Annotated in this window: 22 protein-coding genes and 1 tRNA gene; 18 read left to right on the forward strand and 5 right to left on the reverse strand. The window is 42.8% G+C overall.

The genetic code is table 11. The annotated features are described in order from the left end of the window. The 4 genes from RCH61_RS08605 to RCH61_RS09955 all read right to left on the reverse strand — a co-directional run. Positions 1 to 2,920: SrtB-anchored collagen-binding adhesin (locus tag RCH61_RS08605; RefSeq protein WP_306480446.1), on the reverse strand; the 2,920-nt coding region annotated here is incomplete at its 3' end. 312 nt (positions 2,921 to 3,232) lie between these two features. Beyond that, positions 3,233 to 3,829, reverse strand: coding sequence for a manganese catalase family protein (locus tag RCH61_RS08610; protein WP_306480447.1), 597 nt, complete (start codon positions 3,827 to 3,829; stop codon positions 3,233 to 3,235). Positions 3,830 to 3,832: 3 nt separating this feature from the next. Then, positions 3,833 to 4,072 carry a spore coat protein CotJB gene (locus RCH61_RS08615; RefSeq protein ID WP_306480448.1) on the reverse strand — a complete coding sequence of 80 codons (240 nt, stop codon included), beginning with the start codon at positions 4,070 to 4,072 and terminating at the stop codon, positions 3,833 to 3,835. Positions 4,073 to 4,278: 206 nt separating this feature from the next. Continuing rightward, positions 4,279 to 4,542: a spore coat associated protein CotJA gene (locus tag RCH61_RS09955; protein WP_330692960.1), complete on the reverse strand. Its 264-nt coding sequence runs from the start codon at positions 4,540 to 4,542 to the stop codon at positions 4,279 to 4,281. A 122-nt stretch (positions 4,543 to 4,664) separates the two neighbouring features. On the opposite strand from RCH61_RS09955, the gene RCH61_RS08620 reads away from it, so the two are divergent. From RCH61_RS08620 to sigE, 17 genes are all read left to right on the forward strand, one after another. Further along, a tRNA-Pro gene (locus tag RCH61_RS08620) sits at positions 4,665 to 4,739 on the forward strand. 124 nt (positions 4,740 to 4,863) lie between these two features. After that, positions 4,864 to 6,747 (forward strand): asparagine synthase (glutamine-hydrolyzing), encoded by a 1,884-nt coding sequence (gene asnB, locus RCH61_RS08625; RefSeq protein ID WP_306480449.1) that lies wholly within the window; start codon positions 4,864 to 4,866, stop codon positions 6,745 to 6,747. A gap of 112 nt (positions 6,748 to 6,859) precedes the next feature. Continuing rightward, positions 6,860 to 8,248: an FtsW/RodA/SpoVE family cell cycle protein gene (locus tag RCH61_RS08630; RefSeq protein WP_178006372.1), complete on the forward strand. Its 1,389-nt coding sequence runs from the start codon at positions 6,860 to 6,862 to the stop codon at positions 8,246 to 8,248. A gap of 116 nt (positions 8,249 to 8,364) precedes the next feature. Next, a complete protein-coding gene (locus tag RCH61_RS08635; protein ID WP_306480450.1) occupies positions 8,365 to 9,210 on the forward strand; it encodes a DegV family protein in 846 nt (281 codons plus the stop codon). A 59-nt stretch (positions 9,211 to 9,269) separates the two neighbouring features. Next, the gene (locus RCH61_RS08640; protein ID WP_178006674.1) at positions 9,270 to 9,521 is read left to right on the forward strand and encodes a hypothetical protein; all 252 of its coding nucleotides are present in this window, start codon (positions 9,270 to 9,272) and stop codon (positions 9,519 to 9,521) included. A 320-nt stretch (positions 9,522 to 9,841) separates the two neighbouring features. Next, a complete protein-coding gene (gene mraZ / locus RCH61_RS08645; protein ID WP_178006675.1) occupies positions 9,842 to 10,279 on the forward strand; it encodes a division/cell wall cluster transcriptional repressor MraZ in 438 nt (145 codons plus the stop codon). A gap of 13 nt (positions 10,280 to 10,292) precedes the next feature. Further along, the gene (gene rsmH / locus RCH61_RS08650) at positions 10,293 to 11,228 is read left to right on the forward strand and encodes a 16S rRNA (cytosine(1402)-N(4))-methyltransferase RsmH (RefSeq protein ID WP_178006677.1); all 936 of its coding nucleotides are present in this window, start codon (positions 10,293 to 10,295) and stop codon (positions 11,226 to 11,228) included. An 83-nt stretch (positions 11,229 to 11,311) separates the two neighbouring features. Then, a complete protein-coding gene (locus tag RCH61_RS08655; protein WP_178006679.1) occupies positions 11,312 to 11,863 on the forward strand; it encodes a hypothetical protein in 552 nt (183 codons plus the stop codon). Positions 11,864 to 11,873: 10 nt separating this feature from the next. Next, entirely contained in the window at positions 11,874 to 13,880 is a 2,007-nt protein-coding gene (locus RCH61_RS08660; RefSeq protein ID WP_178006681.1) for a peptidoglycan D,D-transpeptidase FtsI family protein, read from the forward strand. Between the two features lie 64 nt (positions 13,881 to 13,944). Then, positions 13,945 to 15,690 (forward strand): peptidoglycan D,D-transpeptidase FtsI family protein, encoded by a 1,746-nt coding sequence (locus RCH61_RS08665; protein ID WP_178006683.1) that lies wholly within the window; start codon positions 13,945 to 13,947, stop codon positions 15,688 to 15,690. Positions 15,691 to 15,737: 47 nt separating this feature from the next. Further along, complete coding sequence (mraY, locus tag RCH61_RS08670) at positions 15,738 to 16,694, forward strand: phospho-N-acetylmuramoyl-pentapeptide-transferase (protein ID WP_178006684.1); 957 nt, start codon at positions 15,738 to 15,740, stop codon at positions 16,692 to 16,694. 3 nt (positions 16,695 to 16,697) lie between these two features. Then, the gene (gene murD / locus RCH61_RS08675; RefSeq protein WP_178006685.1) at positions 16,698 to 18,062 is read left to right on the forward strand and encodes a UDP-N-acetylmuramoyl-L-alanine--D-glutamate ligase; all 1,365 of its coding nucleotides are present in this window, start codon (positions 16,698 to 16,700) and stop codon (positions 18,060 to 18,062) included. A gap of 13 nt (positions 18,063 to 18,075) precedes the next feature. Next, on the forward strand, positions 18,076 to 19,182 hold the full coding sequence (locus RCH61_RS08680; RefSeq protein WP_178006686.1) for an FtsW/RodA/SpoVE family cell cycle protein: 1,107 nt from the start codon (positions 18,076 to 18,078) through the stop codon (positions 19,180 to 19,182). Further along, the gene (locus RCH61_RS08685) at positions 19,183 to 19,926 is read left to right on the forward strand and encodes a cell division protein FtsQ/DivIB (RefSeq protein WP_306480451.1); all 744 of its coding nucleotides are present in this window, start codon (positions 19,183 to 19,185) and stop codon (positions 19,924 to 19,926) included. Positions 19,927 to 20,085: 159 nt separating this feature from the next. Next, positions 20,086 to 21,279 carry a cell division protein FtsZ gene (gene ftsZ, locus RCH61_RS08690; RefSeq protein ID WP_306480452.1) on the forward strand — a complete coding sequence of 398 codons (1,194 nt, stop codon included), beginning with the start codon at positions 20,086 to 20,088 and terminating at the stop codon, positions 21,277 to 21,279. Positions 21,280 to 21,548: 269 nt separating this feature from the next. After that, entirely contained in the window at positions 21,549 to 22,367 is an 819-nt protein-coding gene (locus tag RCH61_RS08695) for a sigma-E processing peptidase SpoIIGA (protein ID WP_178007695.1), read from the forward strand. A gap of 119 nt (positions 22,368 to 22,486) precedes the next feature. Further along, positions 22,487 to 23,227: an RNA polymerase sporulation sigma factor SigE gene (gene sigE, locus RCH61_RS08700; protein ID WP_178007697.1), complete on the forward strand. Its 741-nt coding sequence runs from the start codon at positions 22,487 to 22,489 to the stop codon at positions 23,225 to 23,227. An 81-nt stretch (positions 23,228 to 23,308) separates the two neighbouring features. Here sigE and RCH61_RS08705 read toward each other — a convergent pair whose 3' ends face one another. Further along, positions 23,309 to 25,030 carry an ABC transporter ATP-binding protein gene (locus RCH61_RS08705; protein ID WP_178007699.1) on the reverse strand — a complete coding sequence of 574 codons (1,722 nt, stop codon included), beginning with the start codon at positions 25,028 to 25,030 and terminating at the stop codon, positions 23,309 to 23,311. A 121-nt stretch (positions 25,031 to 25,151) separates the two neighbouring features. On the opposite strand from RCH61_RS08705, the gene RCH61_RS08710 reads away from it, so the two are divergent. Then, a complete protein-coding gene (locus tag RCH61_RS08710; RefSeq protein WP_178007701.1) occupies positions 25,152 to 26,087 on the forward strand; it encodes a tRNA dihydrouridine synthase in 936 nt (311 codons plus the stop codon). Positions 26,088 to 26,161 lie beyond the last annotated feature (74 nt).

A 26,161-nucleotide genomic window follows, 5' to 3' on the forward strand; every position in this document is an offset into this window, starting at 1 on the left:
GTCTGCTAGGCTTTTCTGGTGTCGGTGGTGTTTCGGGTTTCTCTGGTTCTTCTGGTTTTTCCTTAAAAGTAATCGTCTGTCCCTTTTCCTCAATATCCTTGTGTTCCGTAACCTTTTTCGGTTCATCTTGATTGCTTACATCATACAATTCTTCAAAAGTTACAAGCTGTTTTCCGTCAAGAGAAGTAGCGTCAAAGGTAAAGGCAACTTTCACTTTCATATTTTCGCTGTCTGCGGTAAAGGTGTAATCACTTTCCACACGTTTTCCGTTGATTAAAAGCTCTGTATTTTCTTCTTTCAACATCTGCCAGCCTACAAGTTTGTACTGTGTGCCGACTTCTAAGCCCTCTAAGGTTACAGTATCAATGATTGTAACCTCTTTTCCTGCTTCAATCTCTTTGTTGCCGTCCTTATCCGTAGCAGTAGTATGTATCTTGATGATACGCTCTGTAATTAAAACAGTTTGCCCGTCATCTTCAATGTCTTTGTGTTCCGCAACTTTTACGGGTTCGTCTGGATTGCTTAAATCATACAATTCTTCAAAGGTAACAAGGTTTTTGCCACCTAAAGCAGACGCATTGAATGTATAGGAAATTTCCACTTTCATTTCTTCCTCATCAGCGACAAAGGTATAATCGTTTTCTACACGTTTCCCGTCAATGATAAGCTCGGCGTTTTCTTCCTTTAACATCTGCCAGCCTTTGAGCTGATATTTTGTGCCTTTTGTAAGTCCGTCCAATTTGACAGTATCAACGATTGTAACCTCTTTTCCTGCAAGGATAGTCTTTTCGCCGTCCTTGCTGGTCGCTGTGGTATGGATAGAGATTTCTTTTTCGTATTCATCAGTCAAAGTCCCTAAATCAATCACAAGATTATTTCTTGATACCACGATTTCAAAAGGTGGGATAAGTTCAAAGCCTTTGTTACTGTCGCAACGCATTTCTTCAATGATGTAGGTATCATAAGGCATTGCACCCTTGCTGTCGTCTGGTTCAGAAGTTCCAAACCACACACCGTCCTCGCTGGTCTTTCCTGCGTTTGTATTGTGCTTATGAGAAGCCCAGTCAGCAGAAGTGGAGAATTGCCCGTTATCATCAGTTACCACTACATGATTTTCGCCCGTTGTCTTGCTTGTGATCCTAAAGGGAACATCAGCAAGACGCTTGTGTGTGCCTGCACCGATTTTTACACCCTCAATATCTCCACGCTTAATCTGATTATAGATAGAATGGGCTTCGTCGGTTAAGTCCACGATTTTTCCATTTTCTGTGATTGTAAAATCAATCGGTTTTGCACCGTCAGTTAAGTAACCGTCGGGAGCTTCACTTTCAACGATACGGAATTTTCCATAAGGTAAAAGGTCAGCAGAAGTAGAAGCGATACCCTCAATATCTGTACGAATTGTCTTTACCACTTCATTTTTCTTGTATAGCTTGCCCTCAACCAAAACAGAATTATCATTTAAGGAAATGATGTCAAAGGCAGTATCTTTCAAAGTGGCACTTCCTTGTGGCTTTGTATCGCCCGTTTCTAAATCTCGTTTCTGAATTTTGACACCGCCACGGATAACCTTGTCTGATACGGAAAACTGGTTACTTCCAGATAATACGGCAAGGTCGCCGTCCTCGGTAATCTGTGTTACATATAAGCCCTTAATCTGTTCGGACTTATCGCCAGCCTGCATATATGCACCGTCTAACAAGTAGCCGTTTGGAGCTTTTGTTTCTTCAACGGTTAGTGTCCCAAGTGGAAGAACCGCTTTACCGTCCTGCATATAGAAGCTGTCGCCAGATACCTTGTATGCGTCCGCTAATTTTGTGATGTAGTGGGTTGTCCCGTCGCTGTCTGTTTCAGCGATTGTCTTTGTAACCCATGTACGAGTAGCTTCGGCAGGGAGATTGTCTTTATTATAGAAGCCTGCATAATACTTCCATGTAAATTCCGCACCTGCTAGAGAAGCGTTCCCTTGCGGATTGTCTTTCTGTGTTTCCATATCTATCTTGAAAAGCTCAATCAAAGTGTCCGTTACTTTCGGTGTATCTGATACTTTCAAGGTTGCTGTCTTTCCAGCTTCAACCTTTAAGGAATATACAGTTTTATCCACTTTATATCCTGCTGGTGCGGATAATTCCTTGATATAGACTGTGCCTGCTTTTACCTCTACAATATCTGTATTTCCGTTTTCATCAGTCGTAAGGGTGGCAAGCTGTTTCGTGCAGTCTTTATCAGCAAAGACACCGTATGTTGCACCAGCGATAGAGTAATTCCCGTTACCGTCTGTAATGCTGGTATTACTGGAAGTCTTTTGCAGTTTCGCATTTCCGACATTCAGCTTCGCCCAGAATTGTCCCAATTCCTGCCCCTCGCCAGAGTAGATATAACCGCCACATTCATAGCGTCCTTTATTCTCTTTGACAAAGGCTTTTGCACCAGAGAAAACTTCGTCCTGCGTTGCCTTTGGAATTTCATCATAAGAAGCTCGCACGTTATCACATTGCCAGCCAAGATGTACGCTCAATCTCTGCCAGACTACACATTGTTCCAACAGATAGACTTGCTTGTAGTTCAGTTCCTTGTGAGCTTCGCCATACTGTTTGACATACTCTAAGGATAACGCCACATCTGAAATCTGGTCGGCACTCATGCGTGAGCTTGCGTCAGCTCTGGTCTTGTAGCCATTCTTAAAATCTGTATTGATGTCAATACAATAGGCAGTTTCGCCCTCGACTTTCATATAGCCCTCATTGAATGTCGAACCGATAGAACCGTCATTCATTACTTTTTCAATGATACCGACACGCTCTGCACTTTCCGTCCAGTATTGCTTGCTTTCTGCATGAACGGGTGTAGTCGGTAAAGCAGTAACGACAGTTGCAAGAGCTAAGAAGCCCGTACACAATCGTTTCAATGTCTTTTTCATAAATCTAATGCTCCTTTCATTTTGGGTAATAAAATAGCCGTCCAATAAGAACGGCTGGAAATAGAAAAGGAACGTCATTTTAGGCGTTCCATAGTCTATAAATTATTCAATTTTTTCTTGTTTCAATACTGATGTGCTGTACCATATCTTTGCATATCTAGGAAAACTTGCGTATCAAGGCTCATTCGTTAGTAGTAAATAAGTAGTAAATTGATGTGTTTGTTTCCTTGAAAATGCTGATAGATACTGTGTTTTAGCGGATAATCAGATTTTTATTGTGTTTTTATACAAAAAACTTATTTGTCAAATTCATTATTTGTCAAATTCAGGGTTGATAGCGTAGAAGTTTTTGCTGTCGAGATTTTCCTGCACGATGCGTAAGCTTTCACCGAAACGTTGGTAGTGTACGATTTCACGCTGTCTTAAGAAGCGTATTGGATCACAGATTTCCGGATCTTTTACAAGGCGCAGAATATTGTCGTAAGTTGTGCGGGCTTTCTGTTCTGCTGCGAGATCTTCGTGAAGATCAGTGATCGGATCGCCTTTTGATTGAAAATAAGTTGCAGTCCATGGTGTTCCGCTTGCAGCCTGTGGCCAAAGTGCAAGAGTATGGTCTACATAATATGGAGCAAATCCGGAACGTTCGATTTCTTCAGGGGAGAGATCTTTCGTAAGCTGATAAACGATGGCGCATATCATCTCCATATGGGCGAGTTCTTCCGTGCCGATATCGGTCAGTGTTCCGGTTACTTCTTTGTATGGCATAGTATATCTTTGCGACAGATAGCGCATGGAAGCGGCCAGTTCGCCGTCAGGTCCTCCAAATTGGCTGATAATGATTTTGGCGATTTTAGGATTTGTCTGTGTGATCTTTACTGGATATTGAAGTCGTTTTTCGTAATTCCACATAAATCAGCATCCTCCTTCCTGCCAAGGCCATGGCTCATTGATCCAATTCCAGCGTTCGGCACAGGAATAATCGGCTGTGTCGACAGTCAGAGGCCCGTAAGCAGAAGCATATTGTTTTAAGGCGTCATTGCGGTGGGCGCTCATTTCGTGGAAATAGGCAAGCGCCTCACTGTCGCAAGGATGTGTGTCAAGATAAAGTTTTACTTCGTCAACTGCAAAACTGACCTGATTGATATGATCCATAAGCTGGCTGCGGTTCATAGACCGATGAATATTTGTTATTGAAGCATTGCCGGCAGAACATGTTTGACGGTTATTGTTTACGGCAGAACATGTTTGCTGATTGTTGTTTGAACCGGAGCAAGTTTGCCGACTATCGTTTGCGTTGGAACAAGTTTGCCGATTGTTGTTTACGGCAGAACAATTTGAGGCAGAATAAGGATAGTTTTTCATCGGCAGCACGCTCCCTTCCCGGAGAATGGTTTATTTAATTCTTCGAAGATCGTTCCGTTTTTGAGAGCTCGGCATGGCTCGTAGATGTTTTGCCATTGCTGCCACGGAACATATGCCATGGCGATCGGCATGTTTGCAGGAAAGAAATCTCGGGTATTCGGACAGCCGTTCATAGGGATGGTTTCACGGCATGGACAGGAAGTATCGGGCATTGTACGGCGCATGTAGCGCATTTGATTATTCGTTTGACAAGTTGCCATTTGACAGGTACTCCTTTTGCTGTAAATTCATTATTATAATATGAGGAGCGCTCGTTTTTGCGAATGATATACGGAAAAATCCTTTACAACTGACATTAAATTATATATAATGGTTAAGTCATCGGGGTGTGGCTCAGTTTGGTTAGAGCGCACGGCTGGGGGCCGTGAGGTCGCAGGTTCGAATCCTGTCACCCCGACTGATAGAAAGTGTATTTTGTTTTGAAGAAGATGGTATATATGAGGGATCAGATCAGGTAAAAGGCTACCGGAAACTGATTCCTTATCTGTTATTTCAGTCATTATGAGAAGGGAAGAAGAAAAATGTGTGGTTTTGCAGGTTTTGTCGGTGAAGTGGAAGATCGGGAAACAGTACTTGTGAATATGATGGATACGATCATACACAGAGGCCCGGACAGTGCGGGCAAATATATTGATGATGATGCGGCGCTTGGTTTTCGCCGTTTGAGTATCATTGATCTTTCATCAGTGGGAGATCAGCCTCTTTATAATGAAGATAGAAGTATGGTTCTTGTTTTTAATGGTGAGATTTATAATTATCAGGAACTGAGGAAAGAACTGATAGAAGCAGGGCATGTGTTTGTTTCGAATACAGATTCGGAAACTTTGATACATGGTTATGAACAGTGGGGAGAGAAGCTCGTTGATCGTCTGCGGGGCATGTATGCGTTTGTGATATGGGATACGAAGAAAAAGCAGCTTTTTGGCGCGCGGGATATTTTCGGGATTAAGCCGTTTTATTATGCGCAGATGAACGGGACGTTTTTATTTGCATCTGAGATCAAAGCATTTATGGAACATCCGAAGTTTGATAAGGTTTTCAATGAAGCTGCGTTGGGAAATTATCTTTCTTTTCAATTTGTACCGACAAATGAAACATTCTTCAAAGGGGTATTTTGCCTTCAGCCCGGACATTATTTTGTTTATGAAAACGGGAAGATGGAGGTTTCAAGGTATTTTGAACCTCATTTTACAGGAAACTGTGAAAAATCATTTGACGAAGTAGTAGATGAAGTAGAAAAGGTTATGAAAGAATCAGTAGAGAAGCATAAGATCAGTGATGTGGAAGTTGCTTCTTATTTGTCGAGCGGAGTAGACTCCAGTTATCTGACTTACCTCGGACAGGTGGATCATACGTTTACGGTTGGCTTTGATGAAGGGAAATACAGTGAGATCCAGGATGCAAAAGAATTTGCGGAGAGTATTCATATGGAAAATGATTCGAAAGTGATCACACCGGAGGAATACTGGGACAATCTGTCGGATATTCAGTATTATATGGATGAACCGGTGGCGGATCCGGCGGCGATCGCTTTGTATTTTTTGAGCAAAGAAGCTGCGAAGAAAGTGAAGGTTGTGCTTTCGGGAGAAGGGTCTGACGAGCTTTTCGGAGGATACAATATTTATTGCGAACCGCTTGAGCATACTGCGTTTAATAAGATTCCGATGCCAATCCGACGGGTTATGGGAAAATTTGCGGAATATTGTCTGCCGCGGGGGATGAAAGGGCGAGGTTTCCTTATGCGTCATGGAAAAACGTTGGAGGAACGATATTTTGCGAATGCGACCAACATTTTTACAGAGCGTGAAGCGTCTAAGATTTTGAAAAGAGGATGCAAACCGGAGATCCAAAACGTGACGAAACCGTTGTATGACAGAGTGAAAGAAAAAGATGCGGTGACGAAAATGCAGTATGTAGACTTGCATCTTTGGCTTGTTCACGATATCCTTATGAAAGGGGATAAGATGGGAATGGCGAATTCATTGGAAGTCAGAGTGCCGTTCCTTGACCGGGAAGTTTTAGAACTGGCGGAAAGTCTTCCGCTTGAGTATAAAGTGCAGGCACCTCGTACGAAGGTGGCGCTTCGGGCTGCGGCGGAACGTAGTATCAGAAGCAAGACGGCGGAAAAGAAGAAACTTGGTTTCCCAATTCCAATCCGGGTATGGCTGAGAGAGGAAAAATATTATAATCGCGTGAGAGCAATGTTTGCCTCCTCAATGGCGAAAAAGTTTTTCAATACAGACATGCTTCTGAAGATGCTGGAAGATCACAGAGAAGGAAAGAATACGAATGAGAAAACGGATGACAGCCGTAAGATTTGGACAGTATATATTTTCCTTGTGTGGTATGATCGCTTTTTTGAACATGGAAAACCGGTGCATCCTTCCATGAATGTGGGAAAATAAGATTGATAATGGGTGTGATAATATGAGAAGCAGGACTGTGCGTCCGATTAATCGGCGCGAGCAGAACAGGAAAAGTTCAAAAAAATCGAAGAAAAGGAGTTTGGGAGATACGATGCCCATGCATCCGATCAGAGGCGATGTGTCAGGCAGATCGGCATCTTTTTCTGATACGGCGCCGATGCCTTCGGCAAGGATCAGAAAAGGGTATGAAGGATATCAAAGGACGATTGATCGAAGACGGGAAGTGATACGGTCAGCGCGTCCGGTTTCGGAACGTCCGGCATCCCGAAAGGGGACTTCGTCTCGTGCATCAGGGAAAAGAAGATATGAAAATCGGAATAGTCTAGCGGCATTGATTGCGAGAAGGCGAAGTGCGGCTGCAAAAGAGCAGTATTTTGATTACGATCTTCTTTTTGTCATTATCTTTTTGATGTGTTTTGGTCTTGTTATGCTTTACAGTGTCAGTTTTTATGAGGCAAAGGCAGATTTTGGAAATGACATGTACTATTTTTCAAAGCAGGCGCTGATTGCTGTGGGTGGCTTTGTCGGAATGTACGTAGTATCAAAGATTGATTATCATCTGTATGGGGCGTTTGCGTTTGAAATTTATATTTTATCGATGTTCCTGATGGGATTAGTTCAGACGCCTCTTGGAGTGACTGTAAAGGGCGCAAGACGGTGGATCGGTCTTCCGGGCAATATTTCTTTTCAGCCTGCAGAAGTTACGAAAATTGCAGTGATTTTATTTATTTCTTATGAATTGTGCCGCCTTGGGAAGCGGGCATATTCTCTGAAAGGGATTATGCAAGTACTTGCGTTTGGAGCGGTGGCGTCTGCAGGCGTTCTGTTTTTGACGGATAACCTTAGTACGGCGATCATTGTGGCTGGGATAACCTGTATTTTGATTTTTGTAAGTCATCCGAAGACGAAACCCTTTCTTACCGTTGTTGGAGTCGGGATCGTGATAGCTGCGGTTGGAATCGCTATTCTTTCAGTAACGGTGGCGAATAGTGATAACTTCCGTCTTCAGCGAGTGATTTCATGGCTGAATCCGGAAGCTACGGCAGATACAGGAAGCTTTCAGGTAATGCAGGGACTTTATGCGATTGGAAGTGGCGGACTGTTTGGAAAAGGGCTGGGAAACAGTACGCAGAAATTAGGCGTTATTCCAGAGGCGCAAAATGATATGATTCTGGTCGTTATCTGCGAGGAACTTGGTGTGTTTGGGGCGATTGTTATTTTAGTTCTTTTTGCGCTGTTGTTATACAGACTTATTTTTATTGCTAAGAATGCGCCGGATCTTTTCGGTTCCTTGATCGCAACAGGAATATTTGCTCATGTGGCGTTACAGGTGATACTGAATATTGCCGTTGTGACAGGGCTTCTTCCAACCACGGGAATTACGCTGCCTTTTATTAGTTACGGAGGAACGGCGATTATATTTTTATTGGCGGAAATGGGAATTGCACTTGGTATTTCACGGAAAATAAAATTAGAATAGAAAATAGGGATGAAAAAGCTTTCTTTCTGATGAAATGTGTGATATATTTTATGTGGTATTGAAAACTACATATAATAGAAGTGCAGAATATATTTTGCATTTCAGGAGGAATTGTTATGGATTATAAAATTGTCTTAGACAGTTGTGGAGAATTGACATATAAGATGAAAGAGAGCGGGATTTATCATACGGCAGTGTTAAGTATGCTTGTTGATGGTGATACGATCCTTGATGACACAACCTTTGACAGGGAAGATTTTCTGAAGAGAGTGGCGGTAAGCCCGGAATGTCCGAAGTCTTCCTGCCCTTCGCCGGATGCGTATATGGAACTTTATAACGGTGAAGAAAAAAGGGTTTATGCAGTGACTTTGTCTGCTGAATTGAGTGGTTCATATAACAGCGCACAGCTTGGAAAAGAGCTGTGGAAGGAAGAGAATGAAGGCGCAGAGAAGCAGATCTATGTATTTAATTCCCGATCGGCATCGGTTGGGGAAACGCTGATCGCACGAAAGATACAGGAGTGCGAAGAACGGGGTGAGTCTTTTGAAGAAGTGATCGAACATGTGGAAGCTTATATTGAAGAGCAGCACACTTATTTTGTATTGGAGAATTTGGATACGCTTCGGAAGAATGGAAGGCTTACGGGAATTAAGTCACTGATGGCAAGTGCGCTTAATATTAAGCCTGTAATGGGATCAACGCCGGAAGGAACGATCTGTCAGCTTGGGCAGGCAAGAGGTGTGAAGAAAGCGATTGCAAAGATGGTCGATCATATTGTGATGGACGGAAAAAGGACAGAGGATAAAGTGCTGGCGATTTCTCACTGTAATTGTCCTGAAAGGGCAAGGGAAGTAGAACGGATGATCCTCGATAAAATAAAAGTAAAAGACAGCTTTATCGTAGATACCGGAGGAATCAGTACGATGTATGCAAATGATGGTGGAATAATAGTTGTACTATAATCGGGTTTGTGATAGAATATTCTCATGTGCAGTATCGTATCTGAAAGGAGTAATATGAGATGAGTCAGGAAAAGGTTGATCGTTATAAACAGGAGAAAGCAAATAGAAAACAGATCATGCGTAAGCAGAAGATGATGAATAATCTGCGCAAAGGTGTACTTGCCCTTGTAGCTTTGGCATTGATCGGATGGCTTGGATATTCTGCTTATGATATTTACGAGTCGGGAAAGGACAGAGTTGTTTCTGAAGTGAACTATGACGCCGTGTCGGATTATTTGAACGGGCTGGCTTCGGAAGGTTCTGCAGAGTAAGGAGAAATGATGTGGGGGATTTCGCTAAAAGGTGTACCACATCCCTCCACCTGGAAATTTTTTAAAACCTGTAAATTGAATAAAATACAAAAAACACAACATGTAGGGTGCGCGAAAGATCCGCACCATACATGTTCTTTTTTTGCATAAATTTAAGGTTTTTGGGCAGATTTTAATTGGACAGAGAAGAGAAAAAAATCTTAAAAAAGGGTTGAAAAAGGGAGAGTGGTGGTTTAGAATGGAACTAAGTGGTGAAGAGTGGAGGCAAGTGGTGCAAAAAAGAGGCGATGTGGTGCCTACATTAAGAGAAAGGATTCCAGATGTTATTAGGAGAGTTTAACCATAGTATTGATGAAAAGGGAAGACTCATCATCCCGGCAAAGCTTCGGGATGATCTTGGTGACAGTTTCGTTATTTGTAACGGACTGGAAGGCTGCCTCTTTGTTTACTCTCAGGAAGAATGGAATAAATTCGTTGCCGAACTCGATACTTTGCCACGCATGAGCAAGGATGCCAGAATTTTCAAGCGTTATTTCTTTGGAAGCGCTTCGGAGGGCAGTTTTGACAAGCAGGGGAGAGTTCTTGTTCCGCCGTCACTCCGCAAAGCAGCTGGATTAGAAAAAGATGTCGTCTTAGTGGGAGTTCAGGACCGCATCGAGATATGGGATAAGGCTCTTTGGGAAGAACGCAGTCAGATCAGCGAGGAAGATTTGGATGCAATCGCAGAGCGTATGGAATCCATAGGAATTCGTATTTGATAAGGAGAAGACAATGGCATTTGAACATGTATCTGTTCTGCTGAACGAAACAGTGGACGGGCTGAATGTCAGACCGGATGGAATTTATGTAGACGCTACACTGGGCGGAGGCGGACATGCCTTTGAAGTGTGCAGCCGGCTTGGCAGCAAGGGGAGATTTATAGGAATAGATCAGGACGCCGATGCGATCAAGGCAGCGGGAGAACGTCTGAAAGGCTTTGGGGAGAAGGTTACGATAATTCGGAGCAATTATCGTGATATGAAGCCGCAGCTCCAAAATATAGGCGTTGACAAGGTTGATGGTATTATGATCGATTTGGGAGTTTCGTCATACCAGCTTGATACTGCCGAACGGGGGTTTTCTTATCGGGTAGATGCGCCGCTTGATATGCGGATGGATCAACGACAGAAAATGACGGCAAAAGATATTGTCAACGAATACAGTGAATCGGAACTTTATCGTGTGATCCGCGATTATGGGGAGGATAAATTTGCGAAAAATATCGCAAAACATATCGTGGCAGAACGAAAGAAAAATCCGATTGAGACAACAGGACAGCTGAATGAAATTATTAGTCATGCGATACCGATGAAATTTCGCAAGACATCAGGTCATCCATCGAAAAGAACGTTTCAGGCAATTCGGATTGAACTGAATCATGAATTAGATGTGCTTAGGGAGTCGTTGGATGAGATGATAGAGATGCTGAATCCAGGGGGAAGGATATGTATCATTACATTTCATTCGTTAGAAGACCGGATCGTAAAAAGTGCATTCCGAAAGAATGAGGATCCGTGTACGTGTCCGAGCCATTTTCCCGTATGTGTCTGTGGGAAGATTTCAAAAGGGAAAGTGATTACAAGGAAACCGATTCTGCCTTCTGAGCAGGAAATGGAATCCAACAGCCGTTCGAAAAGTGCGAAATTGAGAATATTCGAACGTGCATAACAGGGAGTGTATCATTATAGAAGTGAATTTCCGCGGGGAGGGGAGACCCCTAAGGAAAAATAAACGAGGAAGGGGCATTTGTCATGGCAGTAAAATATCGTACATCCAAATACAGAGAGACAAGTCTTAGTGAAAGAGACAGAAACGGATTTTATGTATATGGAAATACTGTGCGTCAGGCAGAAACTCTTCCGAGAAGAACAAAAAGACCGCATTCGCAGCAGAGGGAGCAGGCGAAGCGGACAAGCAGCCGAGTAGTGAAAAACCGAAATCGTGCCATGAGCATCAGTCCGGCGTACGCTGTATTTCTTACGGTGGCAGCTGTGTGTGCAGTGTTGATCTGTATTTTGTATTTGAATCTGCAGTCTGAGGTTGTTATCAGATCAGAGCATGTTACAGCAATGCAGGAAGAACTGGCGGATCTGACAGAGGCGAATAACACGGCATATAATTCGGCGGAAGACTCGGTAAATCTTGAAACAGTGCGGGACAGAGCGATGAATGAAATGGGAATGGTTTACGAAGCTCAGGGAACAGTTGTAGAATACGACAGCCCGGAAGGGGAGTACGTGAAGCAGTATAACGATATCCCGGAAAGTGGTGTGCTCGCGAAGTCCAGCGACGTATTAAAGTAAGGGAAAAATTATGGCCGGAAGGAAAAGAAAAAAGAGTAGATTTGAATTTTTGACAAGAAAATTCCCGCTCAGAATGCAACGGAAGCTGGTAATGCTATTTATGGCAGTAATACTGGCTTTTGTTGTTCTTATAGGAAGAATAACCTATATAAACGTTACAAAGGGAAGTAAATATACAAAAGTTGTTTTAGATCAGCAAAATTATGACAGCAGAGTGATCGCTTTTAAAAGAGGCGATATCGTAGATCGGAACGGAACAAAAATGGCCACGAGTGAGAGGGTATATAATGTGATTCTCGACGTTGCGGTTATGACGGATAAGGAAGAATATATTAATCCGACGAAGAAAGTGCTGAAAGAATGTTTTGATATTGATGGTGAAGTTGTCGATGAATTGATTGAAGATTCTTCAGACAGTCGGTATGAAGTATTGGCATCAGATATCGATTATGCCACAGCTCAAAAGTTTAAGAAAATAGATGAAGATGATGAAAAGTATCCGAATGTAAAAGGAATTTGGCTGGAAGAAGATTATCTGCGTACATATCCGTACGGTTCTATGGCAAGTGATGTGCTGGGATTTGTGTATGGAGGTAATCAAGGAGCAATCGGGATTGAAAGTGCATACAATGAGATCTTGAATGGAACTGACGGAAGAGAATACGGATATTTTGATTCGGATTCTTCTGTGGAACGTACGGTCAAACCTGCAAAAAACGGGAATACAGTTGTGTCTACGATTGATGTGACTTTGCAGAATATCGTGGAAAAATGTATTTTAGAATTTAACAGTGAACATGCTGAGGACGGCAATCCCGGCAGTAAAAATACGGCTGTTATTATGATGAATCCAAATACGGGAGAGATTTTGGCAGAGGCATCTTATCCTAATTTTGATTTGAATGATCCGAGAAACTTATCTTTACTCTATACAGAGGAGCAATGGAAATCTATGAGTGAAGAGGAACAGGTTGAAGCGATGAATAATTTGTGGAGAAATTTCTGTATAAGCGATGCCTATGAACCTGGTTCGACGGCGAAACCGTTTACTGTGGCAGCAGGACTTGAGACAGGAACACTGACAGGAAGCGAAACATATTATTGCGGCGGTTCAAAAGAAGTGCTTGGGACGAGGATCGGATGTCATTACCGATCGGGACACGGACAGGAGACGATACAGGATGCGATTGCAAATTCTTGTAATGTGGCTCTTATGGATATGGCGTCTGTGATCGGCCCGGAGAACTTTACGAAATATCAGCACATATTTGGATTTGGGGAATATACAGGCATCGACCTTCCGGGAGAAGCGGAGACATCCGGGCTGCTTTATACGGCAGATACAATGACAGAGATTGATTTGGCGACAAACTCCTTCGGACAGAACTTTAATGTGACGATGACTCAGATGGTATCTGCATTTTCCTCTCTTGTAAATGGCGGATATTATTATGAACCTCATGTTGTAAAGCAGATTCAGGATGAAGACGGCAATGTGATCGAGACGAAAGATCCGGTTCTTTTGAGAAAAACAGTGTCTGCAGATACGTCTCGAATGCTGAAGCAGTATTTGAAGGCGACGATGGATTACGGAACAGGAACCCGGGCGAAAGTGGAAGGATATGATATCGGTGCAAAAACAGGAACTGCCGAGAAGCTTCCCAGAGGAAACGGGAAATATCTGTTGTCGTATATCGGTTACGCGCCGCAGGATAATCCTGAAATAGTGATCTATGTTGTGATTGACGAGCCGAACGCGGCGGCACAGGATGACAGCTCCCTTGTTTTGGGATTGAGTCAGAAAATCATGTCAGAGGCATTCCCTTATCTTGGTATCACAACGATAGCGCAAAGCGAACAGAATGCGCAGGCACAAGGTCAGAATTTCGGAAATACAGAGTATACGGACTATGACGAAAATTACGAAGACACTTATGGAAATGCAGACGGATCTTATGTTGATGAGAATTATGATCCTGACTTAGATGATTGGGCGTCATCAGATGTTTCACAGTAGAGGAATAACCTCGCAGAAGATATAATAAACTGTAAAAATATCTTCTGCGGGGATTTTTTTATTTATGAGAAATATAACGGATGGGAATGTTAAAAATAAAACTTATAATAAGAAAAAAGTGTTGGTTGTTTTTCTTTGCGCCGCGTTTGTGCTTCTATGTCTCATCGGAAGACTCGTCTACCTTATGATATTTGATGCAGAATATTATCAGCAATTAGCGGAGGAACTGCACGAAAGAGAACGTGAGATCAAAGCTGCAAGAGGAGAAATTGTAGATCGAAACGGTGTTGTATTGGCAACAAATCGTACAGTATGCACGATTTCGGTGATTCACAGTCAGGTGAAAGATCCGCAGAAAACGGCAGACATGCTCAGTAAGGAATTAGAGATTGATAAAGAAGAAGTGCTGAAAAAAGTAGAAAAAGTATCTTCTATGGAAAAGATTAAGACGAACGTCGACAAGGAGACCGGAGATCGGATTCGAGAATACAATATGCCGGGGGTCAAAGTAGATGAGGATTTCAAAAGATATTATCCATATGACAATCTTGCATCCAGGGTACTTGGTTTTACAGGAGGTGATAATCAGGGGATCATCGGTCTGGAAGTGAAGTATGAAGAAGAGTTAAAAGGGAAAAACGGGAAGATCCTGACTGTTACGGACGCCCGGGGAATCGAATTAGAAGGGATTGCGGAAGATCGGATTGAACCGGCAGCAGGAAATACGCTGAAGGTAAGTCTTGATTATAATATTCAGTCTTACTGCGAACAGGCGGCAGAAAAGGTGATGGAAGAAAAGCAGGCGGACGGTGTTTCGATTTTGCTTATGAATCCGCAGAACGGAGAAATCTATGCAATGGTAAATGTGCCGGAATTTAATTTGAATGAACCGTATAAATTAAATGACGGAACGCAAGGAGAATTGTCTGATGAAGAACTTCAGGACAGACTGAATAAGATGTGGAGAAATCGATGTATTAATGATACTTATGAACCGGGATCTACTTTTAAGATCATTACGTCAGCTGCATGTCTGGAGGAAGGGGTCGTATCTTTGGATGATACGTTTTCCTGTCCGGGATATCGGATTGTGGAGGATCGAAAGATCCGGTGTCATAAAGTTGGAGGACATGGAACGGAAACGTTTGTACAGGGAATTGAAAATTCCTGTAATCCGGTATTTATGGATATTGGATTAAGACTTGGATCGGAACGGTTTTGTGATTATTTTGAGCAGTTTGGATTGATGAGTTTAACGAAGATTGATCTTCCGGGAGAGGCAGGAACGATCATGCATAAAAGGGAAGATATTAAAGCAGTAGAACTGGCTACAATGACCTTTGGACAGTCGTTTCAGGTGACACCGATTCAAATGGCGGTGACAGTTAGTTCTATTGTGAATGGAGGAACGCGTGTAACGCCTCATTTAGGAATGGCGGTTCAGGATAGAGAAGGGAACGTAATAAAAGAATTTAAGTATGAGACAAAAGAAGGAGTCGTTTCAAAGAAAACTTCGGAGACAATGCGGGAATTGCTGGAGAAGGTTGTCTCTGAGGGTTCGGGGAAAAACGCATATCTTGAAGGATATTCTATCGGAGGGAAGACGGCAACTTCACAGACGCTTCCAAGAAGTGCGGGCAAATACATTTCTTCGTTTATCGGGTTTGCTCCGGCTGATGATCCGCAGATCTTAGGGATGGTCATTATCCATGACCCGCAGGGAATTTATTATGGCGGAACGATCGCAGCTCCGGTGCTTCGCAGCATATATGATAACGTGCTTCCCTATCTCGGGATTGAAAAAAAGTAAGGGATGGTTTATACTTTATGAGATAAAAGAGATGAAGAGGTGAAGTTATGAGTAGTCATGTAGTGATTCCGGTTCTTGTGGCATTTGCAGTCAGCCTTGTGCTCGGACCGGTTGTGATTCCTTTTTTGCGGAAATTGAAAATGAAGCAGACCGAACGTGTGGAAGGCGTTCAGTCGCATTTGAAGAAAGCGGGAACTCCGACGATGGGCGGGATCATCATTCTTGTGTCCGTCATTGTGACGTCTCTGTTTTATGTGAAAGATTATCCGAAAATTATTCCGATCCTGTTCCTTACCGTGGCGTTTGGACTGATCGGATTTCTTGATGATTATCTGAAAGTTGTATTGAAGCGTTCTGACGGATTAATGCCGATGCAGAAAATGGTTCTGCAGATTATTGTGACGGCTGTATTTGCTTTTTACCTTGTGAAAGTGGCGGATATTCCGCTTACGATGCTGGTTCCGTTTTCAAACGGATACTATCTGGATATCGGATGGCTGGCGATCCCGCTTTTGTTTGTTGCGGTGATTGGGACGGTTAACGGAACGAATTTTACAGATGGTCTGGATGGTTTGGCTTCCAGCGTAACGGTTTTGGTTGCGACATTTTTTACGGTTGTGGCGATCGGAACGAAAAGCGGAATTGAGCCGGTTACATGTGCTGTAGTGGGAGCGCTGCTTGGATTTTTGCTGTTTAATGTATATCCGGCGAGTGTGTTTATGGGAGATACAGGTTCCTTGGCGCTTGGCGGATTCGTGGCAGGTACGGCATATATGCTTCAGATGCCGCTGTTTATTCTGATCGTGGGAATGATTTATCTTGTAGAAGTGGCTTCTGTCATGATACAGGTTACTTATTTTAAGAAGACGGGGGGAAAAAGATTCTTTAAGATGGCGCCGATTCATCATCACTTTGAATTGTGCGGCTGGTCTGAAACAAGAGTCGTAGCTGTATTTTCGATTATAACAGCGCTGCTTTGTCTTGTTGCGCTGATGGGGGTATAAACGATGGATATAAAAGGGAAAAAAGTGCTTGTTTTCGGTTTCGGAATCAGTGGCGAAGGGGCATGCCGTCTTTTGCTTGGAAAAGGGGCAGATGTCGTTTTATATGATGGAAATAAAAAGCTGTGCGAAGATGAGATCCGGTCAAAAATTGTAGAAGATAAAGAAGAGGAAACGAGATTTCAGATCGTGCTTGGGGCATTTCCGGAAGAGATGATGGAAGAGCTTGCTCTTGTGATAATGAGTCCGGGAGTGCCGACGGATCTTCCGATCGTTGAAACGATGCGTGAAAAGGAGATCCCGGTTTGGGGCGAGATAGAACTTGCATATGTGTTTGGAAAAGGAGACGTTCTTGCAATTACGGGAACAAACGGAAAGACGACGACGACAGCTCTGCTCGGACAGATTATGCAGGATTATAATGAACATACATATGTAGTCGGAAATATTGGAAATCCATATACAAGTGTTGCCGCAGATACGACGGACGATACAGTGATCGTTGCCGAGATCAGCAGTTTTCAGCTTGAGACGATTCATACCTTTCACCCGAAAGTAAGCGCGGTTTTGAATATTACACCGGATCATCTGAATCGCCATCATACAATGGAGGCATATATAGAGACAAAGGAACGTATTGCCGAGAATCAGACGAAAGAGGATATCTGCGTACTGAACTATGAAGATGATGTGCTGCGGGAATTCGGAGAAAAAACACATGCAGAAGTTCTATATTTCAGCAGTGCGCGTAAACTGGAAAAAGGAATATATCTTGACGGAACAAAGATCATCTGTGCGGCAGATGAACCGATTGAGTTATGTGATGTCAGCGAGCTGAAGATTCTTGGAACGCATAATCACGAAAATGTGATGGCTGCTGCAGCGATGGCGTATGCATATGGGGTTCCGGCGGAGGTGATCCGAAAGAATCTGCTTACTTTTCCGGGGGTAGAACATCGGATTGAATTTGTGGCAGAAAAAAATGGGGTTGCTTATTATAATGATTCAAAAGGAACGAATCCGGATGCGGCAATCAAAGGAATCCAGGCGATGAACCGTCCGACTGTATTGATCGGAGGAGGTTATGACAAAGATTCAGAATACGATGAGTGGATCCGGTCATTTGACGGGAAGGTAAGAAAACTTGTCTTGCTCGGCGCAACGAGGGAGAAGATTGCACAGTGTGCCCGCAAGAATGGATTTGATGATATTATTATGGCAGATACATTTGAAGAAGCATTTGAACAATGTGTGAAGTATGCTGAAGCGGGAGACGCGGTGCTTTTATCACCGGCGTGTGCAAGCTGGGGAATGTTTAAAAATTATGAAGAACGCGGAGATAAATTCAAAGAACTTGTAGATCAACTATAAGGAGTGGAGCTGTTTGAAGCGTTCTGAAAAGAAAAGACGATATGACGCGACGCTTATATTTGTCGTATTGATTCTTGCTGCGGCAGGACTTGCGATCCTGTACAGTACGAGTGCTTATAACGGGCAGGTGAAGTTTCACGATCCGTTTTATTATTTAAAAAAGCAGGGATTTGCAACATTGCTGGGGCTGATCGGAATGGTGATTATCGCTCGGATCGATTATCATAAGTGGATTCCGCTTGCAGTTCCCGCATATGTCGCGGCAATCGCTCTATCTGTGGCGGTCATGTTTTTCGGAGATGAATATAACGGGTCCAAAAGATGGCTTTCTTTTGGACCGGTTTCTTTTCAGCCTTCAGAATTTGCAAAAGTTGCCGTTATTTTCTTTCTCGCCTGCCTTATAAGTGCGAATGCGCGGCGGATGGGCAGGTTTCGTACAATGGTGTTTATGATGATTCCTGTTTTGCCGATCGTAGGGCTGGTCGGGGCAAGCAACTTAAGTACTGCGATCATTATTCTTGGAATTGCGGTTATCCTTATTTTTGTTGCAGACCCGAAATATGTTCGTTTTATATGGATGGGAAGTATTGGAATAGCGTTTATGGCGGTGTTCCTTGCAATGGAAAGTTATCGGTTAGAGCGTTTGGCAATCTGGAGACATCCGGAACAATATGAGAAAGGGTATCAGACGCTTCAAGGACTATATGCGATCGGAAGCGGTGGACTGTTCGGCAGAGGACTGGGCAACAGCGTGCAGAAACTTGGATTTCTCCCGGAGGCTCAAAACGATATGATTTTTTCGATTATTTGTGAAGAGCTTGGTCTGATCGGAGCGGGATGCATTATCGTTTTATTTTTGATTTTGATTTGGCGCTTCTTTGTAATCTCTACAAAGGCATCCGATCTGCTTGGAGCGCTGATTGCGGCGGGGGCAATGGCTCATATGATGATTCAGGTCATATTGAATATTGCGGTAGTGACAAACTCTATTCCGAATACGGGGATCACGCTTCCGTTTATCAGTTATGGAGGTACGTCAGTTGTATTTTTACTGTCGGAAATGGGGCTTGTGCTTAGTGTGTCAAATTACGAAGGGTTACGATATGGAGGTTCAGAATAGATGAAGAGGAAAAAACACAAAAAGAGGAAGATATGGCCGATTGTTTTGGCAGTTGTCGTTACCTTGTTTTTAATGGCGGCGGCAGCCGTGTTTTTATTCCGTACCCGGTCATATAAAGTGGAAGGAAATTCCTATTATGGGGAGACTACGATTACGACATGGATCGAGAATGATCCTCTTTCGGTAAACTCTTTGTACGTCTTTTTCAAATATAATTATACGGATGTGGATCTGCCTTCTGCGGTGGAAAGTTTTCGGATTTCTTTGAAAGATCCGTGGACGGTTGTTGTGAAGGTGAAAGAAAAAGAAATGGCAGGATATGTAGACTACGATGGTGCATATCTTTATTTTGACAGAAACGGGACGGCGGTGCTGAGGACAAAAAAAGTAATCGAAGGCGTTCCTTATATTGAAGGACTTGTATTCGACGCGGCAAAAGTAAAAATAGGGAAAGGACTTCCGGTGGAAGATGACAGTATTTTTGAAAAAATTGTGGAAGTTTCAAAAAATCTGAAAAAATATAGTCTGACCCCGGATCGGATGGGGTGTGACAACGGAAGTGTTCAAATCTATTTCGGAATTGTAGAAGTTCGACTCGGAAGTGGGAATTATGAAGAAAAGATGCAGCAAGTAGAACCGATCCTTCAAAAACTCACACAATTATATCCGGATAAGGCGGGAACATTGCATTTGGAGAATTATGAAGCGGGATCAGAATCAATTCCTTTTGTTCCAGCAGGATAGCAGGTGGTCTTCTGTGAAAAAAGTGTAATAATTCAGAAAAATAGCAAAAAATCTATTGATTATTTGCCAAAAAGACTTTATTATATACTTATTGGATTCTATCGTTCAATAATAAGGGATGTATAAGAAATTAGTAAGACGACGAAGGAGGAAGTACTCTTGTTAGAAATTAAAACCAACGAATCAGAAGCGGCCGCAAGAATTATTGTAGTCGGAGTCGGTGGAGGCGGAAACAACGCGGTAAACCGAATGATTGACGAGCAGATCGCGGGCGTGGAATTTATCGCAGTCAATACAGATAAACAGGCACTGCAGCTTTGCAAAGCGCCGACATTAATGCAGATCGGTGAGAAACTTACAAAAGGACTTGGTGCGGGAGCACAGCCGGAGGTAGGAGAGAAAGCGGCAGAGGAAAGTTCAGAAGAAATTTCTGCAGCGCTTAAAGGTGCAGACATGGTGTTTGTAACATGTGGTATGGGCGGCGGAACAGGAACAGGTGCCGCACCTGTTATTGCACGTATTGCAAAAGAGCAGGGAGCTCTTACAGTCGGAGTTGTTACAAAGCCGTTCCGTTTTGAATCAAAAACAAGAATGCAGAATGCGTTGAGCGGAATTGATAAATTAAAAGAAAATGTAGATACGATCATCGTTATTCCGAATGACAAGCTTCTTGAGGTTGTTGACAGACGCACGACAATGCCGGAAGCACTTAAGAAAGCCGATGAAGTTCTTCAGCAGGGTATTCAGGGTATCACAGATTTGATTAATGTTCCGTCATTGATCAACCTTGACTTTGCGGATATCCAGACAGTTATGAAAGATAAGGGAATTGCACATATCGGTATCGGTGCCGGCCGTGGAGATGACAAGGCTCTTGAGGCAGTAAAAGAGGCTGTTGCAAGTCCGTTGCTTGAGACAACGATTCAGGGCGCGTCGAATGTTATTGTCAATGTATCCGGTGATATTACTCTTATGGATGCATCTGATGCTGCTGATTATGTACAGGAATTGGCAGGAGAAGGCGCAAGTATTATCTTTGGTGCGATGTACGATGATGCTAAGTCTGATGAATGTACGATCACTGTTATTGCAACCGGTTTACATAATGTAGGCGGAAGCGCATCAAAATTGAAAGCAAGATTAGAAGGACAGCAGAAAGTCGGATCGATCCTTCCGTCCGGTGAGTCGACTGTGAGAAGTCGTCTTGACAACGATGGAAGCAGAGTATCTTCTGCAAGACCGCAGGGAACTGTAAGACCGCAGGGCGGCACAATGCCGACTTTGCAGCCGCGTACACCTTCCAGTACTGTGAAGGAACAGTCCATTAAGATTCCGGATTTCTTTAAGAAATAAAAACATTTTTAATAAAGTAAAACTTACAGCAGAATGGAGTTTCATTATGAAATTTCATTCTGCTTTTTTTTGCAATGGCGGCGAGCCAAAGTCCGGATAGCCCGAGAACTTGGCGACCGCTTACAATGCCGGAATGTGTTTTTTTGAAATTTTCGGTGATTGTCGAAATATATTTAGACTAACATGTCAATATGTGACAAAATTCTTTCCTTCAGAGATTTATAATAGATTCCGCACTACATGATTACGGAAGAGGAAGAAGGTGGAATATGTACTATGAATTATACATAGATTTATTTTTTTTGGAAAATTTCATGCTGGACAGTCTGCTTTTAATGGCTGTAAACCGTGTCATGCAGTATCGGAATTCTTATGCGAGGATGATCCTTGCAGGAGCAATCGGAAGTTTATTGACTTGTATCGTAGTGTCACTCCCTCTTGCACGGGGAATAAAATTTATTTTATTCGGTTTGGGGATCAATAGTGTGATGGTGTTGTTTGGTCTTGGGAGTGAAGTTGTGACAAGGAAAAGTACGAAGAGAGGAAAAGAAATGGCGGCATGGTTTCTTAGAACGATGCTTGTTCTGTATGCGGCGGCAGTTGTTTTCGGCGGAGTGATGTATTTGTTCCGCCCGTATATGAAGTTTGCAAGTTTGTTTTATGCAGCGTTTGCGGGGGCATACTATGCGTTTCTGTCTGTGTGGAGATTGATTTCATGTATGAGACAGAATAAACAGACTGTACTGGAAGTAACGCTGTATACAAGCCTTGGGATCAAGAGAGTGACAGGGTTTTTAGATACGGGAAATGAACTTCGGGATTTTGCATCGGATGATCCGGTCAATATTGTAGACCCGAAATTAGCGGAGTTGATTACGCTTCGTCCAGAGTGGGAAAAGGGTTTTCACATGATTCCTTACAGCAGTATCGGCGGAGACGGGGTGATGAAGGTTTTTCGAATTGAGAAAATGTGCGTCCATATGGAAGAGGACAGGTGGATCGACAATCCTCTTCTCGGACTAAGTGAAAAAACACTTTCGGGGAGTGAACGGTATGAGATGATTTTAAATCCCGGGATCTTTTTATAAATAGTGAGCCTGGAAGTTTAACAGAAAAAAAGCAGTGTTTCCGTTTGTCATCAAGGGGGGGGACAAAAACGGGAAGAAAAAAAGAACTAAAAACTGGAAAATAATAGGAGGATGATAACATGATGATGAAAGTGGCTGTTCCGCAGCGTTTTAAACTGAAAGTAATCCCTGATATGAAAGCTCTCATTTTCGGGAGCGGAAGAGAGGTGCATTATATAGGAGGAACTGAGGTGCTTCCGCCGCCGCTGGAAGGAATCAAGGAGAGTGAGATGATAAACAGGCTGGGAACAGAGTATGCCGAGGAAGCGAAGAAAGTGCTGATTGAACATAATTTAAGGCTGGTTGTGTATATTGCAAAAAAATTTGATAATACCGGGGTTGGAGTAGAAGACCTGATCTCAATCGGAACAATCGGACTGATCAAAGCAATCAATACTTTTAATCCGACAAAGAAGATTAAACTTGCGACATATGCTTCCCGTTGTATTGAAAATGAAATTTTGATGTATTTAAGGCGCAACAGTAAGACAAAGATGGAAGTGTCGATTGACGAGCCGTTAAATGTTGATTGGGACGGAAATGAACTGCTTTTATCAGATATTCTTGGAACGGAAGAAGATACGATTTATAAAGATTTGGAAAATGAGGCAGAAAGAAAGCTTCTCATCCGTGCATTGAATAAGTTAAACAGCAGAGAAAAATTGATCGTAAGTATGAGATTTGGACTGGATCATCCGGAAGGAAAAGAAAAAACACAAAAAGAAGTTGCGGATCTGCTTGGTATTTCCCAGTCATACATATCAAGATTAGAAAAGAAGATCATGCAGAGATTAAAAAGAGAGATGATAAAATACGAATAGACTGACTTAAAAAATGGCGATTGCTTACAATCCCGGAATGTGCCTTTTGGCACTTCCGGTGACTGCTGGAATCTGAAAAGATCAGGCATTGTAATAATGGGCATAAATTCCATTCTCCGAAAGGAGCGTTTCGTGAGTGCCCCTTTCAGTGATACCGTCTTCGGTGATGACGATGATTTCATCTGCATTTTGGATTGTAGAAAGGCGGTGAGCAATCGTGATCGTTGTTCTGTCTTTTGAAAGTTCTTCAAGGCTTTTTTGTATGCGGCGTTCGCTTTCGTTATCGAGAGCGCTTGTGGCTTCGTCAAGGATCAGGATCGGTGGGTTCTTAAGAAAGACGCGGGCGATGGAAATTCTCTGTTTTTGACCTCCTGACAGACGGGTACCGCGCTCGCCTACAAAGGTGTGATATCCGTCGGGAAGTTCGGAAATAAAATCATGGATATTTGCACGTTTTGCGGCGTTGATGATTTCTTCGTCAGATGCGTCAGGTTTTCCGTAAGCAATATTGTCCCGTATTGTTCCGGAAAACAGATAGACATCTTGTTGAACGACTCCGATATGGCTGCGAAGGCTTTTTAATGTTAAAGTTCGGATATCTTTTCCGTCGATGGTAATCCTTCCGCCTGTTACGTCATAGAAGCGTGGAAGCAGGGAACAGATCGTAGTTTTTCCGCTGCCTGACGGCCCAACGAGGGCGATGGATCTTCCGGCCGGAATCTCAAAGGATACATGGGAGAGGACGGGGGTGTTGTCGTCAGAATAATGGAAAGAGACGTCCTCGTAGCAGACTCTGCCTTTCACATCAGTTAATTCTGCCGCATTTGGCGCATCTTTGATTTCCGGTTCTGTTTCCATGACATCAAGAAAGCGTCGAAAGCCTGCTAATCCTTTCTGCATCATTTCAATCAGTTCGACAAGGATTTGGATCGGACTGATGAAAATGCCGATGTAAAGCGCATATAGGGCAAGATCCCCAACATCCATAAGACCTTTTGAGATGAGATAGCCTCCATATACAAGGGTGACAGAGTACATTAATCCTTGGAAAAATAAGTTCCAGCCCATGAAGCTTCCCATACAATGGTAGTTTTCGTTTTTGGACAGAAGAAATGCATGGTTGCTCTTTCGGAATTTTTCACGTTCAATGTCTTCGTTTGTAAATGACTGTACGACGCGGATTCCGGCAAGCGTATCTTGCAGGCTGGCGTTGACATCGCCGATCTTCCGGCGGTTATCCATAAATGTTTCCTGCATCCTTTTGTTTTGTCGTACGGAAAAAATGAACATGCATAAAACAAGCGCGGCAAGAGGAAGGGCAAGCCGTGGATTGATCAGGAAAAGAAAGATGAAAGAGCCGATGATCTTTACGATGGAAATAAATAAATTTTCAGGACCGTGATGCGCAAATTCAGAAATGTCAAACAGATCAGAGACAAGTTTGCTCATCATCTGCCCGGAATTGTTTTTACTGTAATAAGAAAAAGAAAGCTTTTCGTAGTGATCAAACAACTGCCGGCGCATATCACGTTCCATACGGGCTCCCATCATGTGTCCTTGATAGCTGACATAATATTTACAGAGACTTTGTATAAGGTACATCAGGATAAGTCCTGCAGCGAGGAAGGGGAGCGCCTGAAGGATGAGGTTTTTGTCTTTTGTAAATAAGGAATTCGTCAGTGTTCGGAGAAATTGCGGATAAGCAAGATCCGCTATGCTGATAAATGCAGCGCAAAGAAGATCAAGAAAGAAAACCTTCTTGTACGGGGCATAGTAAGTGATAAATTTTTTTAATGTGTTCATAAGTATGCTCCTCATAATCAAAATTCTGATGATATCTTAGCACATGCGATTTTACTTGACAAGGCAGGGAGACTGTAATAATCTAGTGATCTGATCGTATAATGACTGAAGGAGTTTTGTTATGAATCTATATTTAGCCCCGTTAGAAGGGATCACAGGATGGATCTACCGTGGCGCTGTACATCAATGCTTCGGAGGATTTGAAAAATATTTTATCCCTTTTATAAAACCGAATCAGATGGGACGTTTCAGCGCAAGGGAGAAAAAAGATATTCTGCCGGAACATAATAAAGGGATGTATGCGGTTCCGCAGGTTTTGACAAATTGTGCAGATGACTTTGTTCAGACTGCAATAAGAGTAAAACAGTATGGCTATGAAGAAATTAATTTGAATGTAGGATGTCCTTCGAAGACTGTTGTAACAAAAGGGCGCGGAGCCGGTTTTTTGGCATTTCCGAAACAGCTGGATCTTTTTTTGGAAGAAGTTTTTCAAAAGTGTCCTATTGATGTTTCGGTAAAAACCCGGATCGGTATGGAAAGTGGAGAAGAATTTATACAGCTTATGGAAATTTATAACAAGTATCCGATCAAGGAACTGATCATTCACCCGCGTACGCAGAAAGATTTCTACAAGAATACTCCGCAGATGGATGTGTTTGAGGAAGCTCTTGGAATGGGAAAAAATCCGATCTGTTATAATGGAGATATCACCGCTGTAAAACAGGTGGAAGCGTTTTCAGAACAATTTCCTGAAGTGGAGAGGATAATGATCGGAAGAGGTGTTCTTGCCGATCCTGCGCTCGCCCGCAAGATGAAAGGCGGACCGGGTGCGGACAAGGAGGAAATGCGCTGTTTCCATGATCTGCTGTATGCGGCATATTGTGAGGAGATGTCAGGTGAGAGAACGGTTTTATATAAGATGAAAGAATTGTGGTTTTATTTGGGCGCTTCTTTTACGAACAGCAAACCATATATGAAAAAAATCAAAAAAGCAGAAAAATGTGTTGTGTATGAGCGGATTATAGATGACCTTTTTAGAAATGAAGATGTGAAATAGAAAAAGAGAATAAGAAAAATGAGGGTGTCGCAAAATCATCAGATTAGATGATTGAGCGATGCCCTCGCTCTATA

The sequence above is a fragment of the Mediterraneibacter sp. genome, from assembly GCF_030825015.1.
In the GTDB taxonomy this organism is placed as follows: domain Bacteria; phylum Bacillota; class Clostridia; order Lachnospirales; family Lachnospiraceae; genus Mediterraneibacter.